The following is a 16,992-nucleotide window of genomic DNA, read 5'->3' on the forward strand; positions in this document are numbered from 1 at the left end:
TGAGGCGGTGACGCCTCACCCTACTCGATGCATATTGAATACGTTATGTATTCCACTTTTTTGAGGAATGTACTCAATTAGTTAACAGCATTTTTTCACCGTATTTTCATCAGTTTAGTACATGTTGAATATAACTGATTTTTCCCCTTGTATAGCGCAGAACACCTGCTAAAGCATGAGCAGCAATCGTATAATTCACCCCTGACAATTTGGGAGTAAAATGTATGCTGGACTATGTGCTCATTGGCATAGCGGTAATGGCATTATTGGGTGTGGTATTTGAAGAAGTGCTACACGTGAATAAAGCCAAAACCACATTATTTTTCGGAACATTCGCATGGATCCTTCTTTTCATAGATGCGAATAGGGGCCCTCACCTAGCAGAGCTCAATGAACACCTCATAGAAAACATAAGCGAAATATCCACCCTCTGGTTATTCCTTTTAGCGGCAATGACTTTCGTTGCTTACCTTAACCGCAAAGGCATGATTGAAAACATGTTAAACATTATCATGCCGCAAAAAATAACCCTCAAAAAACTCATATTCTTTACCGCTATTTTTAGTTTTTGCTTCTCCTCGCTAGCTGACAACATCACAGCGACCTTGGTGTCTATTGCCATGGTTTTATCCTTGGGTTTGCCCTTTAACCAAACCATGCGATTTGCCGTGCTAGTGGTATTTGCGGTGAACTCTGGGGGCGTGTCGCTAATAACCGGGGATGTCACCACTCTTATGATTTTCTTGGATGATAAGGTCACTATAACTCAGCTGCTCTTACTTATTATTCCTTCACTCACAGCAGTACTATTTCTAGCGTTACTGTTGAGTATAGGTATGAAGGGGGAGGTTAAAATAAAAAAAACACGTCATGAACTTAGGCCGGTTGATTACGTAATTGCGGGAATATTCCTGTCCACTATTGTACTGACGTTAATTGCCAATGTGCTTTTTGCTATTCCACCTATGCTTTCGTTTTTAGCGGGTATGGCGGTTATGTTTTTAGTGGCAACCTTTATGGGAGAAGAAAAATATGATGATCCTATCTTGGACTATATTCGCCTAATAGAATTCGACACGCTTCTGTTTTTCCTTGGGGTGTTGCTGCTTGTCGGTATGCTCGATCACATTGACGCATTGGGCGCACTTTTACATGTATATAGCGTAATGCCTTCAACAGGGGCCAACTTTGTGATGGGGGTGTTGTCTTCCATGATAGATAATGTGCCATTAACTGCTGCGTTGTTAAAAGCGGACATTGCCATGTCGACAGCTGAGTGGATGGCGTTCACGTATGCAGTAGGCGTGGGGGGCTCGTTACTTATTATTGGCTCATCAGCAGGTATTGTTACCATGAGTAAGGTCAAGGGCCTGACGTTCGCCAAATACGGCAAGTTCGTGTTGCTTCTTCTTGCAGCGTATAGCGTGGGTTACGCGCTAGTATTGGTAATGGCGAATTTATTTGTTACGGCAAGTTAAGGTGGTGACGTTGCTTTTATAAAAAGAACCAATAAAGCGTTTGAGGGCGATAGCCTGTCGCCCTTACGCTTTTTTATATAACGCTCCGAGTACCGTGGCTTTCGAAGCCCCTGTGACTGCAGGCACATTGCCTGGAATATCATTCACATACGCATGTGCAAACCACGCAAATGCTGCGCCTTCAACGTGCTGTGGATGGATGCCCAGAGCATGGCTGTCTGTTACTACATAATCGCTCAACGCATTGCTCAGGTTATGCATTAATGCTTTATTGAAAGCGCCACCGCCACACACTATAACTTCGCTTTTTGCGCCTTCTCTATTTGTTTTAGGAAAATGCTTCACAATTTCCTGAGCGATAGTGCTACCTGTTAGCGAAAGTAGGGTAGCTTGCACGTCTTTAGGGGCTAAATTATTGTTCTTTTCTTCGCTTTGCAGCTCTGCCCTAGAAGGGAAGTAATTGGCAAGCGCATTACTTAACCAATTGATATTGAAATACTCTCTGCCAGTGCTTTTGGGTGCAGGCAAAGCGAAGTAATCATCCAGTAAGAGCCTGTCTAACAGGCCTGAGTGACAATGCCCTGACGCAGCCCATGCTCCGTCTTTATCAAAGCTTTTATTTAAATGAAGACTTATCCACTGATCCATCAAGGTGTTACCGGGTCCGGTATCAAACCCTTTAGGTGGCGAAGCATCTTGTTTTGGCGCAAGCATTGAAACGTTTGCTATACCGCCAATGTTAACGAGTGCCCGGTGTTTATCATCACTGGCAAATACTGCATTATGAAAAGCGGGCACTAAGGGAGCACCCTGACCACCAAGGGCTATATCTTTGCGCCTAAAGTCGGCAATAACATCAATGCCGGTAAGAACAGCGATGGTATTAGGATCGCCTATCTGACAGGTGAAGCCGCGTATGGATGATCCTGCAAAGTGTGCTGACAATACATCGGAATTTGGGTGGTGACGTATGGTTTGGCCGTGCGAGCCAATAGCCGTAATATCCGAAGGATGTAGGTTGTTTTTCTCAAGCAGCGCTAAGGTGACCTGTGCAAAGGTTTCAGCAACCAGTCTATCAGCGATGGCCAAACTGTTAAGTTCATCAGGACCTTCACTACAAAGTGCATTGAGTGCAGTAAGTAATTCGGCAGAATAAGGAATTGAATGGGCGGCGAGGGTAGTACAAGACGTATGTGAAATATCGCATAGGACGGCGTCGACGCCGTCCATGCTAGTACCTGACATCAGGCCAATATATTTTGCCATCTAGTCGTCGCTATTGCATCGCAAGCATAATGCGCTTGTTATTATCTAGCTGCTCTTGGCGTATTGCGGCAATTTCCATAAATCTTTCTTTCTCTTCCTTAGCAATAGGAAGCGCCTTCGGTAGTTCTACCGTACGTGGGTTTCTGTGAACACCATCCACTAAAAACTCATAGTGCAGATGGGCGCCAGTAACCATACCTGAACTACCTAAATAGCCCACGGTTTGGCCTTGCTTAACCGTATCTCCCACTTTCACTGCACGCTTCTTAAAGTGAAGATATTTGGTCGTGTATTTCTCGCCATGCTGAATGAAAACATGGTGACCGTTATATTTATCGTATCCCGCTTTAATTACTTTACCGTCACCCGCAGCCATAACTGGCGTACCAACCGCAGCAACGTAATCTGTACCGCGGTGCGCTTTCCAACGCTTTTGCACTGGGTGGAAGCGAGCTTTTGTGAAGTTAGAGCTTACATATCTAAAATTCACTGGCGCACGCAGGAAGCTCTTACGCATACTGCGCCCTTCAGGCGTGTAGTATGTTCCATCTTCGTGAAGAATAGCGCTAAAATGCTCGCCTTGGTTGGTAAACTCTGCTGCTACGATGTCGCCGTAACCGACAAATTCACCATCAATGTACTGCTCTTCAAATACTACGTTAAACGTATCGCCAGATCGGATCTCAATAGCGAAGTCGATATCCCAGCCGAAAATGCCAGCCAAATTCATAATTTGATTGCTGGTTAAACCTGCTTCACTGGCGGCATTCCAAAAACTTGAGTGAATTTCACCTTGGGCGAAGTTGTAGCGAATGTCTACATCTCGCTTTTCAAGCTCAGCGGTTAAGGCGCTGTTCTCATCCGACGATTCTGGGCGTACAAACAGGGTTTCAGTCGAAGACAATTTGTACTTTAACTCGCCGAAGCTGCCGTCTTTATTCGCCTTAAACGATAGTTCATCGCCGGGCAATAAAGTAACCAGCGTTTTTGTTAGCTCTCCTGCCTGCGTTACGTTATATACGTCACGCGACGTGAAGCCAGCACGCTTAAATAGTTTTGCTAATGTATCGCCACTGCGCACCTTGTACGTCTGCCATGAAGATTCTTCTTCACCAGAAAATACGTTGGTTGACGGCGCAATATGAAGCTCCACCGGATAGCGGACACCCGCATCCAGAATGTGTGCTTCTTGATGGCGACTGGCTTCTACTGGTTCACTTGGAAAAAGAATAAGCCCACCCAGAAATAAGCTAGCTACTGCTAACCCAGTTCTGTGCTGTTTCGGTAACTTTTTAAATAAATTGAGCGCTTTAGAAGCGTCTAGTTTCTTTCTCATACTACTGCCCACCTGAGAAATGTTATGTGCACAACACTATTTCACATACGTTGCTTAAAAATGCAACTTTTCTCATTATATTGTTAGCGCAAATTGTTACACCCAATAGCTCTTATCATGAAGACTATTTCTTGAGTTTACTGAATACAGTCCCCGTTAATTCAGCACTCTATTTCCACGTTAAAAACTGTTGGGTTTAACAACATGACTGTTTGTAATCCGTTTTTTGACGCGCAAACCTTTTAATGGTTCCGTTGTACGCGTAAAATGCCCGCCAATATTGAATATACAGTTTTTTTAAGAGTGTGACGTACAAATGAAAGATTGGCAAACAGCGCTAGCTGAGATTAAACGGGGCGTTGATGAAATACTCCCCGAAGAGGATTTAATTGAAAAACTAAAATCCGGCAAAACCCTTACTATCAAAGCGGGTTTTGATCCAACTGCGCCTGATCTGCATCTTGGTCACACTGTGTTGATCAACAAGTTGCGTACATTTCAGCAACTAGGCCACAAAGTTGTTTTTCTTATTGGCGATTTTACTGGCCTAATTGGCGATCCTACAGGTAAAAATGTAACACGCAAGCCTTTAAGTAAAGAACAGGTATTAGAGAACGCAAAAACGTATCAGGAACAGGTGTTCAAGATCCTTGATGAAGATAAAACGGAAATTCGTTTTAACTCAGAGTGGATGGATGGCCTTGGCGCGGCAGGTATGATTAAACTTGCGGCTAGTCAGACCGTTGCACGTATGCTTGAGCGTGACGACTTTAAAAAGCGTTATAACAACGGTCAGCCAATTGCTATTCACGAGTTTCTGTATCCGTTAGTGCAAGGTTGGGATTCAGTTGCGCTAGAGTCAGACGTTGAATTAGGTGGTACTGATCAGCGCTTTAACTTGCTAATGGGTCGTGAGCTTCAAAAAGAGCAAGGCCAAAAGCAGCAATCTATTGTAATGGTTCCGCTTTTAGAAGGTCTAGACGGCGTTCAGAAGATGTCTAAGTCTTTGAACAACTACATCGGTATCACTGACGCGCCAAACGATATGTTTGGTAAAGTGATGTCTATTTCTGATGATTTGATGTGGCGTTACTATGATCTTATCAGCTTCCGTCCACTTGAAGAGATAGCTGAACTTAAATCTCGTGTTGCTAACGGTGAAAACCCACGTGATATTAAAATCATGCTGGCGAAAGAAATTATTGCACGCTTCCATGACGACGCAGCGGCAGAAGGCGCGCATCAGGACTTTATTCAACGTTTCCAGAAAAATGCTATTCCTGACGACATGCCAGAGCTTGAAATTGCATTGAGCGATGAAGGTATTGCCATTGGTAATTTGTTGAAAGAAGCGAAGCTTGTTGGGTCAACGTCTGACGCTATGCGCATGATTAAGCAAGGCGCAGTTAAAATTAACGGCGATAAAGTGGAAGATACCCGTTTAGTTATTACTGAAAAAGGTGAAAACGTATACCAGGTGGGTAAACGCAAGTTTGCGCGCATTACGTTAGCCTAATGCTTTTTTGAAATGTTTTGAAAGCCCGCTTAATTTAGCGGGCTTTTTTTTGCTTGAAATGTCAGCTTAAGAACATGGTTAATGAATTTTGATTGTTGAAAGCTGCTGATATACAGAGGTTTTTTAATAATTCTTTCTTTTTTTAAAAAATTTTGTCAGGTTTTTGTCATTGCCATCGTCTATAGGGGAAAGTTAAACAATAATCCCAAATGTACGAAGAGCAGTTTACGCGTTGCAGCTTGGGGTGAAATACAAACGCTTACGCAATGCAAAAGGATAATATGATGACAACCGTAACCTCAACTCATGCAACATACCAACAAGAAACCAAAGAGCTTCCGGCAAAAGAAGCAGTCACATGGCTTAAAGAAGGTTGGCTGCTTTTTACAAAAGCGCCATTTAAACTGTTAGGTCTTTCATTTTTAATGTTACTCACTGCTGGCCTTATTCAGGCATTGGCGGGCCCTGTTGGCTTAGGGATATCTAAATGGGTAAGTCCTATTTTAGCCACCCTAATGTGGTTAGCAATTGCCAATTTAGCAGTAAAAGGCAAGGTTAGCCTAACGGGGGGAACGATACGTTCATGGGCAAATATTGCGCTATGGAGCTTAACCGGGCCTGCAATAGCGTGGATTCAATTTCGAATTGGCGATATGTTAATGGGGGCTGAGTCAATGGCGGCTCTAGCAAACGGGAGTGTAGTAGATGTACCCGCTTGGAAAGTTGGGCTAATGATGGGCTCGGCGACGCCAATAAACCTATTGCTCCTATTTGTACCTTTGCTACTAATTTTACAGCACCATTCTATATCGGCGTCTTTAAAAAATAGCATTGCTGCGGTAATAGGCGCTTATAAGCCTATGCTACTCGTGGGTGTCATGATGTTCTTGAGTGTTGCGCTTGCGCCTTATACCTTTGCCTTATCGGGGTTAGTGTTAGGCCCTATTGTTTCATGTGTGTGCTTTGTTGCTTATCAGCGGTTGTTTCGATAATCGACCACGGAATGAAACTCAACATTACAAAAACAGCGTGGAATTAAAAATAATAAAAATGGAAATGCAGTGAAAGAAACCATTCAAATAGAAAAACTGCTTAGTGAATACGCGCCGCTCATGGCGCGTATTGCGGCAACATTTGAGGCTAATAAATCACTTCAAGATGAGCTGATACAAGAAATGTCACTGGCGGTTTGGCGCGCTTTTGAAGGAGTTTCAAAAGACAGTGGTAGTGGCTTTCGCGGTGAGGCAAGTGTGAAAACGTTTGTGGCCAAAGTCGCGCACAACAAGGCGGTTGATCACGTGATTAAAGAGCAGCGGCGACAAGAGTTTACCCATGACGGCGAGTTAGATTCTTCTCACACAGCCAGCGCCAGCTCATCTCGGGATGCAACGTTACAAGAGAACGCGATGGATCTTATGGCAGGCTTACGACAACTAGAAATAAAGTACAGACAGGTACTGGCTTTGTTATTAGAAGGTTTCAGTCAGCTGGAAATAGCCAATATGTTAGGTATCAAAGAGAGTGCCGTCGCTAAGCGAGTAAGCCGCGCCCGCCAACAGCTAACGCAGATAATGGAGCAACAGCCATGAGCGATCATAAAGAAGCCATGAGCGAAGATAAAAAAGCCATGAGCGATCATAAAGAAGCCTTGAGCGATAACAAAAAAGCCTTGAGCGAAGAAAAATTAAGTATGGCCGATAACAGCACGCGAATGAACGAATTAGATAAGCAACTCGCTCAGTGGCAAAATGCCTACAAGGATGCAACCCCTTTAGTAGATACAGATTCACTGATAAAAGAAACCAAGAGCGCAAGATTTAAACTTAAACTAAAAGGTGCCGTTGATTTGGTGCTCGGGCTAGCGGTTTCTATGTGGTGTTTAAGTTTGGTGTTGTTCGAGCCACTTAGCACATACCAATTTTTGCTTTTCATGGTACTTACACCTATTCCCGCCGCCTTCGGGGCATGGGGATATTGGGTAAGGCAAAAACAGTGGAAGGGCCAGACGTTAGACGTTCAGTCAATGTTGACGTTTAAACAAAACCAATTAAAACAACAATTACATTACTGGAAAATTAGCCTCTATGGATGCTTGGCTTTGTGGTGTGGACTGCTGGCACTGGCCGTTTTTAATGTACTGATGTTTAACGCCTTCACGCTGTGGGGAACACAGCTTTTGATAAACAGTGTGGTCGTTTTTATCGTATACCGCCGGTACAAAAAGTTAGCCGCCGACTTGCCGTCGGCGTTGGCGAAAATAGACGATATGAGATAGCTGAAAGCTATACCGTTATAATTCGAGAATAGGAGCGAAGCCCCCATAAATAAGACGTTTACCGTCGAAAGGCATGGGGTTTTCGTTTTCCTGCATTCTAGGATCTTCCATCACTTTTTGCCATGCGGTATCACGCACTTCTTTTGAAGGCCAAAACGCAATAGAGAACACCACAGTTTCATTTTCTTTGGCTTTAACAGCCATCGGGAAAGATGTGACTTCCCCTACAGGGACATCGTCACCCCAAGCTTCAAGTATTTTAGTCGCACCATACTCTTTAAAAATATCGCCGGCGAGTTTGGCGTGCTCAATGTATAACGCTTTATTTTCAGTGGGAACGGCTACAGCAAAGGCATCAATATATGACATGAGGTGAATCCGTCAAAGAATAGATACCTAAAATAGCCTAATTTATAGCCAGTATGCAATGCTTAACATTAAGGTGAATCGTAAATTATACATTACTAGCGTTCTGCTATTTTGGCCCATTGGTACAAACCATGCAGTGCCAGTCTCCTTGCTTTCGCAAAGGGGTAGGTTTTCAAAGGAGAGTGATAAAGGGGAAGCGATAAATCGACGTCATTGCTACCCATCATACGTTGAGCAAGTCGTTGCCCTGCAAACGCGGCAAAAGAAACGCCCGAACCGCAATACCCCATGGCATAACCGATATTACCGCTAGAGCGGCTTGCATTGTTGCCGCTCACCTTATTGTCGATGAAAATCCGCGGCATACTGTCTAACGATACACTTACCCAACCACTCCAAAAATAATCCATGGCGATACCGCTAAGTGAAGGGAAACTTTTTACCATAGCGCGGTACAAGCGCTCTTTCTCTGAAGTTTTATCTGCATCTTTACCTTTTACTGCCCCACGACCGCCAAACAATAACCGGCCATCTGGCAGTACACGGTAATAATATTTCATCATCCGAGTATCCATAAAACTCATCGGCGAGGTTAGGCCCGACTGCACACGCTGTTCTTGGCTCATAGGAGCAGTGACAAAAATACTTGATTGCACCGGAAATTGCTTGTTATCCACACTGTCGTGAAAACGTTTAGGGGTATAGGCGTTAGTCGTAATGAGTATATGCTTGGTCGAAACAGATCCGCTTGGCGTTTTGACCAGGTAACCGGTTTTGTGCTTTTCAATGCTAATGGCGGGAGAGTCGTAGAAAAGCGTAGCGCCAAGCTCCTTTGCTACTCTTGCATATTCGCTTACTAATTTTAATGGGTGTAAGCATGCACCCTTTAGCTCAACGCCACCATACGCCCCTTCAATACCAAAGCGCGCAGTAAGGTCTTTTTCACTAAGTGGAGAGCTCGGTACGTTGAAGTGTGACTCAAGATGCTTAGCACTGGCACGGAGTAGTTCGGCTTGCTTTAGGTTATGCGCCAGTTTTAAATATGGTCCTTCTACCAAATCGACCTGCATATCAAAGTCTGCAATACGTTGTTTAAGCAGGTGTACCGCGCCTTCAAACTCGCCTTGCATAGCTTTGGCGATGTCATGATCCCACTTGTCCTCTATGGCGCTTAAGCTCAACCGGCCGCTACCCGAGAGGATAAAGCCGCCGTTGCGTCCTGCACATCCAAATCCAAGTGAGTTTGCATCAAGCAACGTCACGTTCTGCTTAGCTTGAGCAAGCGTGATCGCAGCTGAAAGACCGGTATAACCACCACCGATAACGAGGTATTTGGTGCTCACCTTTTTGTTTAAAGGCGGCATTCTCGGTGGTTTATGTGTGGCATGCCAGTAGCTGTTTGCCGCGGGTAACATTGAAGAAACGCCGCGTGAAATAAGGGGATCGTAGGTCATAGATGAAAAAGTTTTGCAGTGAGGAATGCTTAAAATTGGAGTAGCATTTCCGCACCTTCACACGCGCAATAACCCTCGCATACAGGGCAGTCGTAGCCTTCGTGAATAGATGCGTAGCGCCACTTATTAGGGTGCTTTTTGATAAGCTGGCCCCCATTTTTGGTGAAGTACTTAAATGCGCTGTTGCCCGGACTTGCCAACCAAATATGTGCTAAACCCGCTTCTGCGCCTTGATTTCGTGCACAGTCTATAGATTTGCTCAATAATGTGCTGCCAATACCATACCCCTGCATTGCAGGGTCGACCGTGTTGCATTTGAAATAACATACGGTATTTGGATCTACTGGCCAAAGGGAAGGGCTGCACCACTCATCTGCTTTCCATTGTGTGTGCGCAAAGGTTAGCCTGAAACCCACCACTTTGTTTGCATACAGTGCTACCCAGCTAGCATTAGTAGTGCCAATGAAACTTTTAGCATAGTAATCAGCGATCAGGTCATCGGTCAGGTAGTTGTCTCCGTGAACACGATTACCAAGAGAAATGACGCCTGCAAAAAACGCTGGGGCTAACTGCTCGTAATTTATTTCGCTTTGAACTATGCGGTTCATATGAATTGAAGGCGTCATACTTTTTCTTTATTCGGTATGCTTTTCATTCCGTCAAGGTGAACATCTAATGCTTCTACAGAAATCAATATCTCTCTTACCGACATCCAAAGTGAATACAAAAGTGACACTAGACTTGCAGCGAACACCCAATTGCCCACCTGTTGGTAGGTAAGATAAATCGCTAACATGGACACTACACATAGAAAAAAGCTGCTCACTCCTGCTATTTGCATGCGCTTAATAAGCTGAATACGTAAACGAAGGTTTTTGATTTGTGCCTGTGTATTGTCATCTTTCTCTTCTTTTGAAAAGTTTCTGATGATAGTCGCAAGCGTCAAAAAACGATTGGTATAGGCTAAAAGCAATAAAGAAATTGCTGGAAATAACATGGCTGGAGTAGCTATATCTATTTTCATAGGTGTGTCATGCAATCGTTGAATGAAAAAAGTGTACCACAGGGGAATAATTACACACAGTCATCAGCTAAGAGGTGGGTTTATAAAAATATCGCGTAGTTTTATGGAAAAATATGCTTGTCTACATCCTATCTATTGTCATACCTGCCGCGCTCCAGCCTAACATGTCGCCCTCTAAATGCATGACTTCAGAAAAGTCGAGTTCTTCTAACACTTTCATAGCCAGTTTGGCTCGTCTACCAGAGCGGCAGTAGATGATAATAGGCTTGTTCTTGTGACCTTCTAATTCGCTTAGATAGTCACTAATGTTTTCATGAGGCATATTCACTGCACCGGGAATATGACCGTCAGCAAATTCTTCGGGAGAGCGAACGTCGATAAGAAGCCAGTCATTGTTTGCGACGCGCTCAATAAGATAAGGAGAAGCAGCAACTGAGGCTTGGGCAGTGGCTTTTGCAGTGCACTGAAGCGACACAAATAATGCAATACTGACAACAACTAGAAAACCCGCAACAACAATCCGCATGAAATGGTGCTCTTACCTTCTTACTGATATTTTAGACTTAAGTATAACGCTTATGCGTTTTATTTAATACCTTCACAGAGCGATTTTAGTTCATTTATTAATCGTAGCGAAAACCGGCTTGTAACGTCAGGATCTACAACAATAAGTGGCGCATTTAGAAAACGCCGGTGTTTCTGCCAGAATACTTCTAGTTCTTGGCGCGAGTTTTTAGACGCAGCGATAAGAGCATGCGGCTGACGGACCAATACGTCCCTAACTGTCACTTGCGGGTAGTCTACAGGACTATCTGCAAATAGAGTTTGTGCACCACAAATATTTAATAGCTTATTACCCCATGCATTGGGGCCGATTGTCATTAGTGGCGCTGTCCATGAATAGTAAAATACTGGTTGACGTGGCTCAGTATCGTATTTATGCCTTAGATTTTTTAAATCGTTGAGAAAGGTATTGCTGAGTTTGTTTGCTTTTTTTTGCGTGTTGGTAAGTGCGCCAAGCCTTTTTATTTCATTCGCAATATCTGTAATGTTTTCAATCTTACTACTAAATACATTAAGCCCCATTGAAGAAAGCTTATGGATATCTTGAGGTTTGTTGCCACCCTCCCAAGCCAAAACTAAATCTGGCTTTAAAGCCACTATTGCAGCAATATCTGCCCCCTGAAAATCAGCTATACGTTGAATGTTTTTGGCTGCTTCTGGATAGTCACTATAGTCGCTGACGCCTAAAAGATTAGGACCTAAACCTAAACTGAACGCCCATTCTGTTAGGTGTGGCGCAAGACTGACTATTTTTAGCTCGGCGGGATTTGATAAAGCGCTTGATTCCGAGCTTGGTGCAACATTAGCAGAAGCAAATTGATTGGCGTTTGCAAGGTGTATTGAGCTGTTATCTGACGATGAATCAGCAAGCGCGATAAGAGGCAGATAGTATAGAACTACAAAAAAAATGGTTTTCATTGGACCTGCTGCTTTCATGATGGGGCCGCTATCGCTAGCATTACTAATGAGGCGAAAGCGCTAATTGCTATCATCGCGTTATTAACGGTGCTTTTAGCTGATAGCATGTGAGAGTATTTTACCTCGTTAGCCCCACCTACACGGGGATATCGAATTTTCTTATTTGCGTAAATTGCAGGGCCACCCAGTTTTACATCTAGTACACCACCCATAAGTGCAAGCAGCAGTGACGTTTTATCTTTCACTGGGGAGCGCTTTATGGCGCGAAACCCTTTAATAGGATGGCTCACCAGTAGTGCTGCTAGACCACCAATGACCGCTGGCGGCATATTAAGCAAGTAGACAAGGTTGCGTACGGGTTTGGCAAAAAAAGTCATTGTTGGGGTTCGGTAATGCCACTGCCAAGATGTGAGCAAAAGTAATCGATAAATGAGTGCGCCTATGGGGCCTACCACTACAAAGTAGAAAATAACGCCGCAATAAAGATAAAGAAACTTGAGCCATAGCGATTCTATAGCGGCTTTGGCAATTCCTATATCGGTAAGTGAATTGCATTGACGTGCTGTTATGGTTTGTACCATTTCACGGGCAAGAGATTTCTTGTTTCTTCCCACACTTCCTAGCACCTTCTTATACTGCTGACGCTGGTAGCCGAAATCGAGGAGTGCAACAAGAATAATGGCTTCGAAGAAAACAGGGTACTGCGCCATATACACTAAAATGGCTACGCAGATTATCAGAGGCGCGAGAAGTACCAACGCAGCTAATGTGCCTGAAATGTAGTGCTGAGACGGGCCATAGTTGGAAGATGGCACCACTTTGCGCCCCATTTGTAAAACAAGGTAGCGCATTAGCGTTAATGGGTGAGTACTTTGGGGCCAGCGCCACAGAGCGTCGATGGCGATAGCCAACCAAAGTACGAATAGCGACTGATAATGCGGGTCGCTAATAACTTCTGTCATCTTATTTAGCGAGGGCTTTAATCATTGCCATAACAAGTTGTGCCGAATGCTTAGCGGCAGTCTCTAGGTACTCTTTAAAGCTTACAGATGATGTTTTGCCTGCAATATCAGATAACGAACGAATTACGAGAAATGGCGTGTCGAGCATATGGCAGGTTTGGCCAATGGCTGCACCTTCCATCTCAACAGCTTTCATATCCGGAAAGTTTTCTCGTAATTCCGCTACTGCTTCATCGCTACCAATAAATGCATCACCCGTACAAATTAAACCTGTTGTAGACTGAAGCGACGTAATACCTGCAGCTGCGGTTCGGGCCGTTTCCATTAATGTTGTATCGCAACGGAAGTCTTCTGGCATACCGGCACATTGACCGAGTTTGTAGCCAAAGTGGGTTAAATTAGCATCGTGATGGATAACGTGACTGGCGATCACTAAATCACCAATGTTCAGGTTCTTGTCGAAGCCACCTGCAGAGCCGGTGTTAACCACAGCATCGGGTGCATATAGCTCAATAAGTACGGTAGTGGCGATAGCTGCTGCCACTTTTCCAATGCCGCATTTAACTAACACCACTTCTATGTCGTCAAGCGTGCCTTCATAAAATGTAAGGTGCTTCCACTGGGTTTCTTTAACATTCCAAAGAGACGCTTTGAGTAGCGCAACTTCTTCATCCATTGCACCTAAAATACCAATTTTTTTCATAACTATACCGACGGTGTTAAGGGAATTTAACGCGTGAATACGCTGTTGAATGTAGTAATTGTATAAGGAAAACAAAGAAACTGACAGAAAAATGCCTTTGTTGCACTATTTGAGAGTAAGAAAACAGTTAAGCAACAAAGGCTAGGGGAAATGTGAGTTAACTATCAGGCGGCAGCTGGTCTGCTTGAGCGCACCGGGCGAGTAGGGCGCTTAGGTGGCTCTGGGTTGTGTGTTGGCAATTGAGCCATTTTATTTTGTAATCGACGATACGGAATAAGTTTGTTTTCCAAACATTCGCGAATGTCATCGACGGTGTAGCCAGATTTTACTTTTATTCGTGCATGAGGAAGGCCGGCTGCATCTAATGCGCCTGTTACAAACCAATCCTTTTGCGCTTTGTAACCCTCTTTACCTTGGCTATGGACTAAGTCGATGGCCATTACCGGGCTCATATCTTGTTTATCAACCAGTACAAAGTCTAGCTGCCTGCTTGATGCACGGCTAAGCGCTTGGCTTGCTGTCTTCTTGTTGGCAGATTGACGAACTGATACAAGGTCATTAAGACGTACGCGGCATACTATTCTAAACTCACGCCCCATGGCCTGTTCGATAAGGTTTAAAAAGGTATGTTCTACCGGCGTGAATAACTGTGGTTTTCGCCTGAAAGGAAAAGCGACTCCACCGTCTGACAATTTTATGGCACCTAGTGCAACGACAATAAGTAACATCATTAGAATAATTGCCAATTCCATCGTAACCCTCGCAAATTTCAAGAATAAAAGCCAATGACAGTAGAGTTTCTAGGCCGTGCCAGCTTATATTTGGCAAACTAGTCTGTTACCTCTAGTTTCTCTGGTGTCATAAAAATGACGCCAGACACTGTCATCGTGTTGTTTACGATGGAATTGCAAGCCAGATGCCAACATGAGTATGTTTTACACTGGCTTTGAAAAAGTAGAGCTTAATTAGCGTTTGACGTAACCAAAATATCGACTTGAGAACCTGTCTTATCGGGGCTTACGATAACCCTCACTGTTTTGTCTTGAGAGGACAGTAGTGTACGCCCGTTGACCGGTGTGTGGGTTTTTAACGCGGGGTGTGCCGCTTGATAGAGATTGACCATAGCTTCTGGCGCCGCCGGTGAATGATACACCATGACAGATGTTAATGGTTCGTCAAAGGCCTGGCATTGACGAGCATCTTGTGCAATTTTCACCTGCTGAAACTCTGAAGGACAAGACACTATGCTGGGTTTATCAGCAAAAGCTCTTTTAGTCGCTTCTTCTACCGAAATGCTATTAGCATAACTAGCAAAAGATAAGCCGCTCATGCCTGACAATAGGGGCAAATATATGGCAAGTCTTTTAATATCCCAGTTCTTCATATATGGGCTCTTGTGTAATTATTTTTTATTTGAATATCAGATACTAGAGCGGATGTTCTTGTACATCAACTAAACCTTGGTTTATTAACGTATGCTTTCAACGTTTCTAGTATGTTGCTTGCGCTTTTGTGCTACCTGCATGTAATCGGGGTAAGGCTTGGCAGCTGATACGATACCTGTGTGCTGCGCGGATGATTTCCAATTCCCACCTCCATAGCGCAGCCTAATGTAAATCGTATCCCTTAATTATTTCAAACAAAAAAGCTCGATAGCAGAACTATCGAGCTTTTTATAAAGCGACTTGAGAGCGACGGTTAAACGCCTATGTAATCCATAATCCCTTCTGCGGCTTTACGGCCCTCGTCGATAGCCGTAACTACCAAGTCACTACCGCGCACCATATCGCCACCTGCGAATACTTGTGGGTGTGATGTTTGGAACGCAAATTTACCTGCAGACGGTGCACGTACTCGACCTTTTTCATCAAGCATAATGCCAAAGTCAGCAAACCATGGCGCAGGGCTTGGCTGGAAACCAAAGGCGATAATTACCGCGTCAGCTTCTAGTACGTGCTCTGAACCCTCTACTTCAACAGGGCGGCGGCGTCCATTGGCGTCAGGCGGCCCCATTTCAGTTTTAACCAGCTTAACGCCACAGGCTTTGCCGTTTTCATTTACTGCAATGTCTAGCGGCTGAAGATTGAATTTAAACTCAACCCCTTCTTCTTTCGCATTAACAACTTCGCGGCGAGATCCTGGCATGCTTTCTTCGTCACGGCGGTATGCACAGGTAACTTGGGCAGCGCCTTGGCGGATTGACGTACGAACACAGTCCATGGTGGTATCACCACCACCTAATACAACGACGCGCTTGCCTTTCATATCAATGTAATCAGCTGGATCTTTCTCAAGGCCCATCACGCGATTGGTGTTGGCGATAAGGAAAGGTAAGGCTTCGTGAACGCCTTCAACTTCTTCGTTATCGAAACCACCTTGCATCGACTTGTACGTACCCATACCAAGAAAAACAGCATCGTATTTATCAAGCAATTCCTGGAACTGGACGTCTTTACCAATTTCAGTGTTAAGTACGAACTCAACACCCATCTCGGTAAAGATTTGGCGGCGTAGCTTGATTACGTCTTTCTCTAGTTTGAAAGACGGGATGCCAAATGTAAGTAGGCCACCAATTTCTTCGTATTTGTCGTAAACAACAGGTTTAACGCCGTTACGAACCAGAATATCAGCACATGCAAGACCCGCTGGGCCTGCACCTACAATCGCCACTTTCTTGTCAGTCCATACCACGTCAGACATATCTGGGCGCCAGCCCATTTTGAATGCTGTATCGGTAATGTACTTTTCAATACTACCGATAGTTACTGCACCAAAATCGTCATTCAGTGTACATGCACCTTCGCACAGTCTGTCCTGTGGACATACGCGGCCGCATACTTCCGGCAAACTGTTGGTTTTATGAGAGAGTTCCGCAGCTTCCAAAATACGGCCTTCGTTCGCCAAGCTTAACCATTGTGGAATATAATTGTGTACAGGACACTTCCATTCACAGTATGGGTTACCGCAGTCCAAGCAGCGATCTGCTTGGCCTTCGGTCTGAGATTGGCTCAGCGGTTGATAAATTTCCGCGAACTCTTGTTTACGTACCATGATCGGCTTTTTCGGCGGATCGATACGTTCAACATCGACAAATTGGTATACGTTCTTTGCCATAAACTAAATCCTC

At 44.3% G+C, this 16,992-nt stretch carries 18 protein-coding genes; 5 read left to right on the forward strand and 13 right to left on the reverse strand.

Annotation, left to right across the window (positions count from 1 at the left end; translation table 11 throughout):
• Nucleotides 1-224 precede the first annotated feature (224 nt).
• On the forward strand, nt 225-1,478 hold the full coding sequence (gene nhaD / locus ACX5KA_RS19685; protein ID WP_039218954.1) for a sodium:proton antiporter NhaD: 1,254 nt from the start codon (nt 225-227) through the stop codon (nt 1,476-1,478).
• 63 nt (nt 1,479-1,541) lie between these two features.
• On the opposite strand, the gene ACX5KA_RS19690 is transcribed toward nhaD, so the two are convergent.
• Both ACX5KA_RS19690 and ACX5KA_RS19695 read right to left on the reverse strand, forming a co-directional pair.
• On the reverse strand, nt 1,542-2,744 hold the full coding sequence (locus ACX5KA_RS19690) for an anhydro-N-acetylmuramic acid kinase (RefSeq protein ID WP_039218951.1): 1,203 nt from the start codon (nt 2,742-2,744) through the stop codon (nt 1,542-1,544).
• A gap of 10 nt (nt 2,745-2,754) precedes the next feature.
• The gene (locus ACX5KA_RS19695) at nt 2,755-4,080 is read right to left on the reverse strand and encodes an OapA family protein (protein WP_278344031.1); all 1,326 of its coding nucleotides are present in this window, start codon (nt 4,078-4,080) and stop codon (nt 2,755-2,757) included.
• 316 nt (nt 4,081-4,396) lie between these two features.
• On the opposite strand from ACX5KA_RS19695, the gene tyrS reads away from it, so the two are divergent.
• The 4 genes from tyrS (at nt 4,397) to ACX5KA_RS19715 (ending at nt 7,871) form a co-directional block, all read left to right on the forward strand.
• On the forward strand, nt 4,397-5,596 hold the full coding sequence (gene tyrS / locus ACX5KA_RS19700; protein ID WP_458732009.1) for a tyrosine--tRNA ligase: 1,200 nt from the start codon (nt 4,397-4,399) through the stop codon (nt 5,594-5,596).
• A 284-nt stretch (nt 5,597-5,880) separates the two neighbouring features.
• A complete protein-coding gene (locus ACX5KA_RS19705) occupies nt 5,881-6,588 on the forward strand; it encodes a hypothetical protein (protein ID WP_458732010.1) in 708 nt (235 codons plus the stop codon).
• A gap of 69 nt (nt 6,589-6,657) precedes the next feature.
• A complete protein-coding gene (locus ACX5KA_RS19710) occupies nt 6,658-7,185 on the forward strand; it encodes an RNA polymerase sigma factor (RefSeq protein WP_458732011.1) in 528 nt (175 codons plus the stop codon).
• Nucleotides 7,182-7,871 carry a hypothetical protein gene (locus ACX5KA_RS19715; RefSeq protein WP_458732012.1) on the forward strand — a complete coding sequence of 230 codons (690 nt, stop codon included), beginning with the start codon at nt 7,182-7,184 and terminating at the stop codon, nt 7,869-7,871. Before ACX5KA_RS19710 ends, ACX5KA_RS19715 begins: the two co-directional genes overlap by 4 nt.
• Before the next feature lie 15 nt (nt 7,872-7,886).
• Here the strand turns inward: ACX5KA_RS19715 and ACX5KA_RS19720 are convergent, their stop codons facing one another.
• From ACX5KA_RS19720 to ACX5KA_RS19770, 11 genes are all read right to left on the reverse strand, one after another.
• Nucleotides 7,887-8,240 (reverse strand): DUF1428 domain-containing protein, encoded by a 354-nt coding sequence (locus ACX5KA_RS19720; protein ID WP_458732013.1) that lies wholly within the window; start codon nt 8,238-8,240, stop codon nt 7,887-7,889.
• Between the two features lie 95 nt (nt 8,241-8,335).
• Nucleotides 8,336-9,694 (reverse strand): NAD(P)/FAD-dependent oxidoreductase, encoded by a 1,359-nt coding sequence (locus ACX5KA_RS19725; RefSeq protein WP_458732014.1) that lies wholly within the window; start codon nt 9,692-9,694, stop codon nt 8,336-8,338.
• Nucleotides 9,695-9,723: 29 nt separating this feature from the next.
• Entirely contained in the window at nt 9,724-10,320 is a 597-nt protein-coding gene (locus ACX5KA_RS19730) for a GNAT family N-acetyltransferase (RefSeq protein WP_458732015.1), read from the reverse strand.
• Entirely contained in the window at nt 10,317-10,718 is a 402-nt protein-coding gene (locus ACX5KA_RS19735) for a DUF2721 domain-containing protein (protein ID WP_458732016.1), read from the reverse strand. Before ACX5KA_RS19735 ends, ACX5KA_RS19730 begins: the two co-directional genes overlap by 4 nt.
• A 121-nt stretch (nt 10,719-10,839) precedes the next feature.
• On the reverse strand, nt 10,840-11,244 hold the full coding sequence (locus ACX5KA_RS19740) for a rhodanese-like domain-containing protein (protein ID WP_458732017.1): 405 nt from the start codon (nt 11,242-11,244) through the stop codon (nt 10,840-10,842).
• A 59-nt stretch (nt 11,245-11,303) separates the two neighbouring features.
• Nucleotides 11,304-12,200: a cobalamin-binding protein gene (locus ACX5KA_RS19745; RefSeq protein ID WP_458732018.1), complete on the reverse strand. Its 897-nt coding sequence runs from the start codon at nt 12,198-12,200 to the stop codon at nt 11,304-11,306.
• A 14-nt stretch (nt 12,201-12,214) separates the two neighbouring features.
• Entirely contained in the window at nt 12,215-13,162 is a 948-nt protein-coding gene (locus tag ACX5KA_RS19750; protein ID WP_458732019.1) for a cobalamin biosynthesis protein CobD/CbiB, read from the reverse strand.
• A 1-nt stretch (nt 13,163) separates the two neighbouring features.
• Entirely contained in the window at nt 13,164-13,865 is a 702-nt protein-coding gene (locus ACX5KA_RS19755; protein ID WP_458732020.1) for a 5'-methylthioadenosine/adenosylhomocysteine nucleosidase, read from the reverse strand.
• A gap of 164 nt (nt 13,866-14,029) precedes the next feature.
• Nucleotides 14,030-14,617, reverse strand: a complete 588-nt coding sequence (locus ACX5KA_RS19760) for a DUF2726 domain-containing protein (protein WP_039218922.1) — start codon at nt 14,615-14,617, stop codon at nt 14,030-14,032.
• 209 nt (nt 14,618-14,826) lie between these two features.
• Entirely contained in the window at nt 14,827-15,249 is a 423-nt protein-coding gene (locus ACX5KA_RS19765) for a hypothetical protein (RefSeq protein WP_039218919.1), read from the reverse strand.
• Between the two features lie 314 nt (nt 15,250-15,563).
• A complete protein-coding gene (locus ACX5KA_RS19770) occupies nt 15,564-16,979 on the reverse strand; it encodes an FAD-dependent oxidoreductase (RefSeq protein WP_039218917.1) in 1,416 nt (471 codons plus the stop codon).
• Nucleotides 16,980-16,992: the final 13 nt, after the last annotated feature.

This window comes from Alteromonas alvinellae (assembly GCF_902705805.1).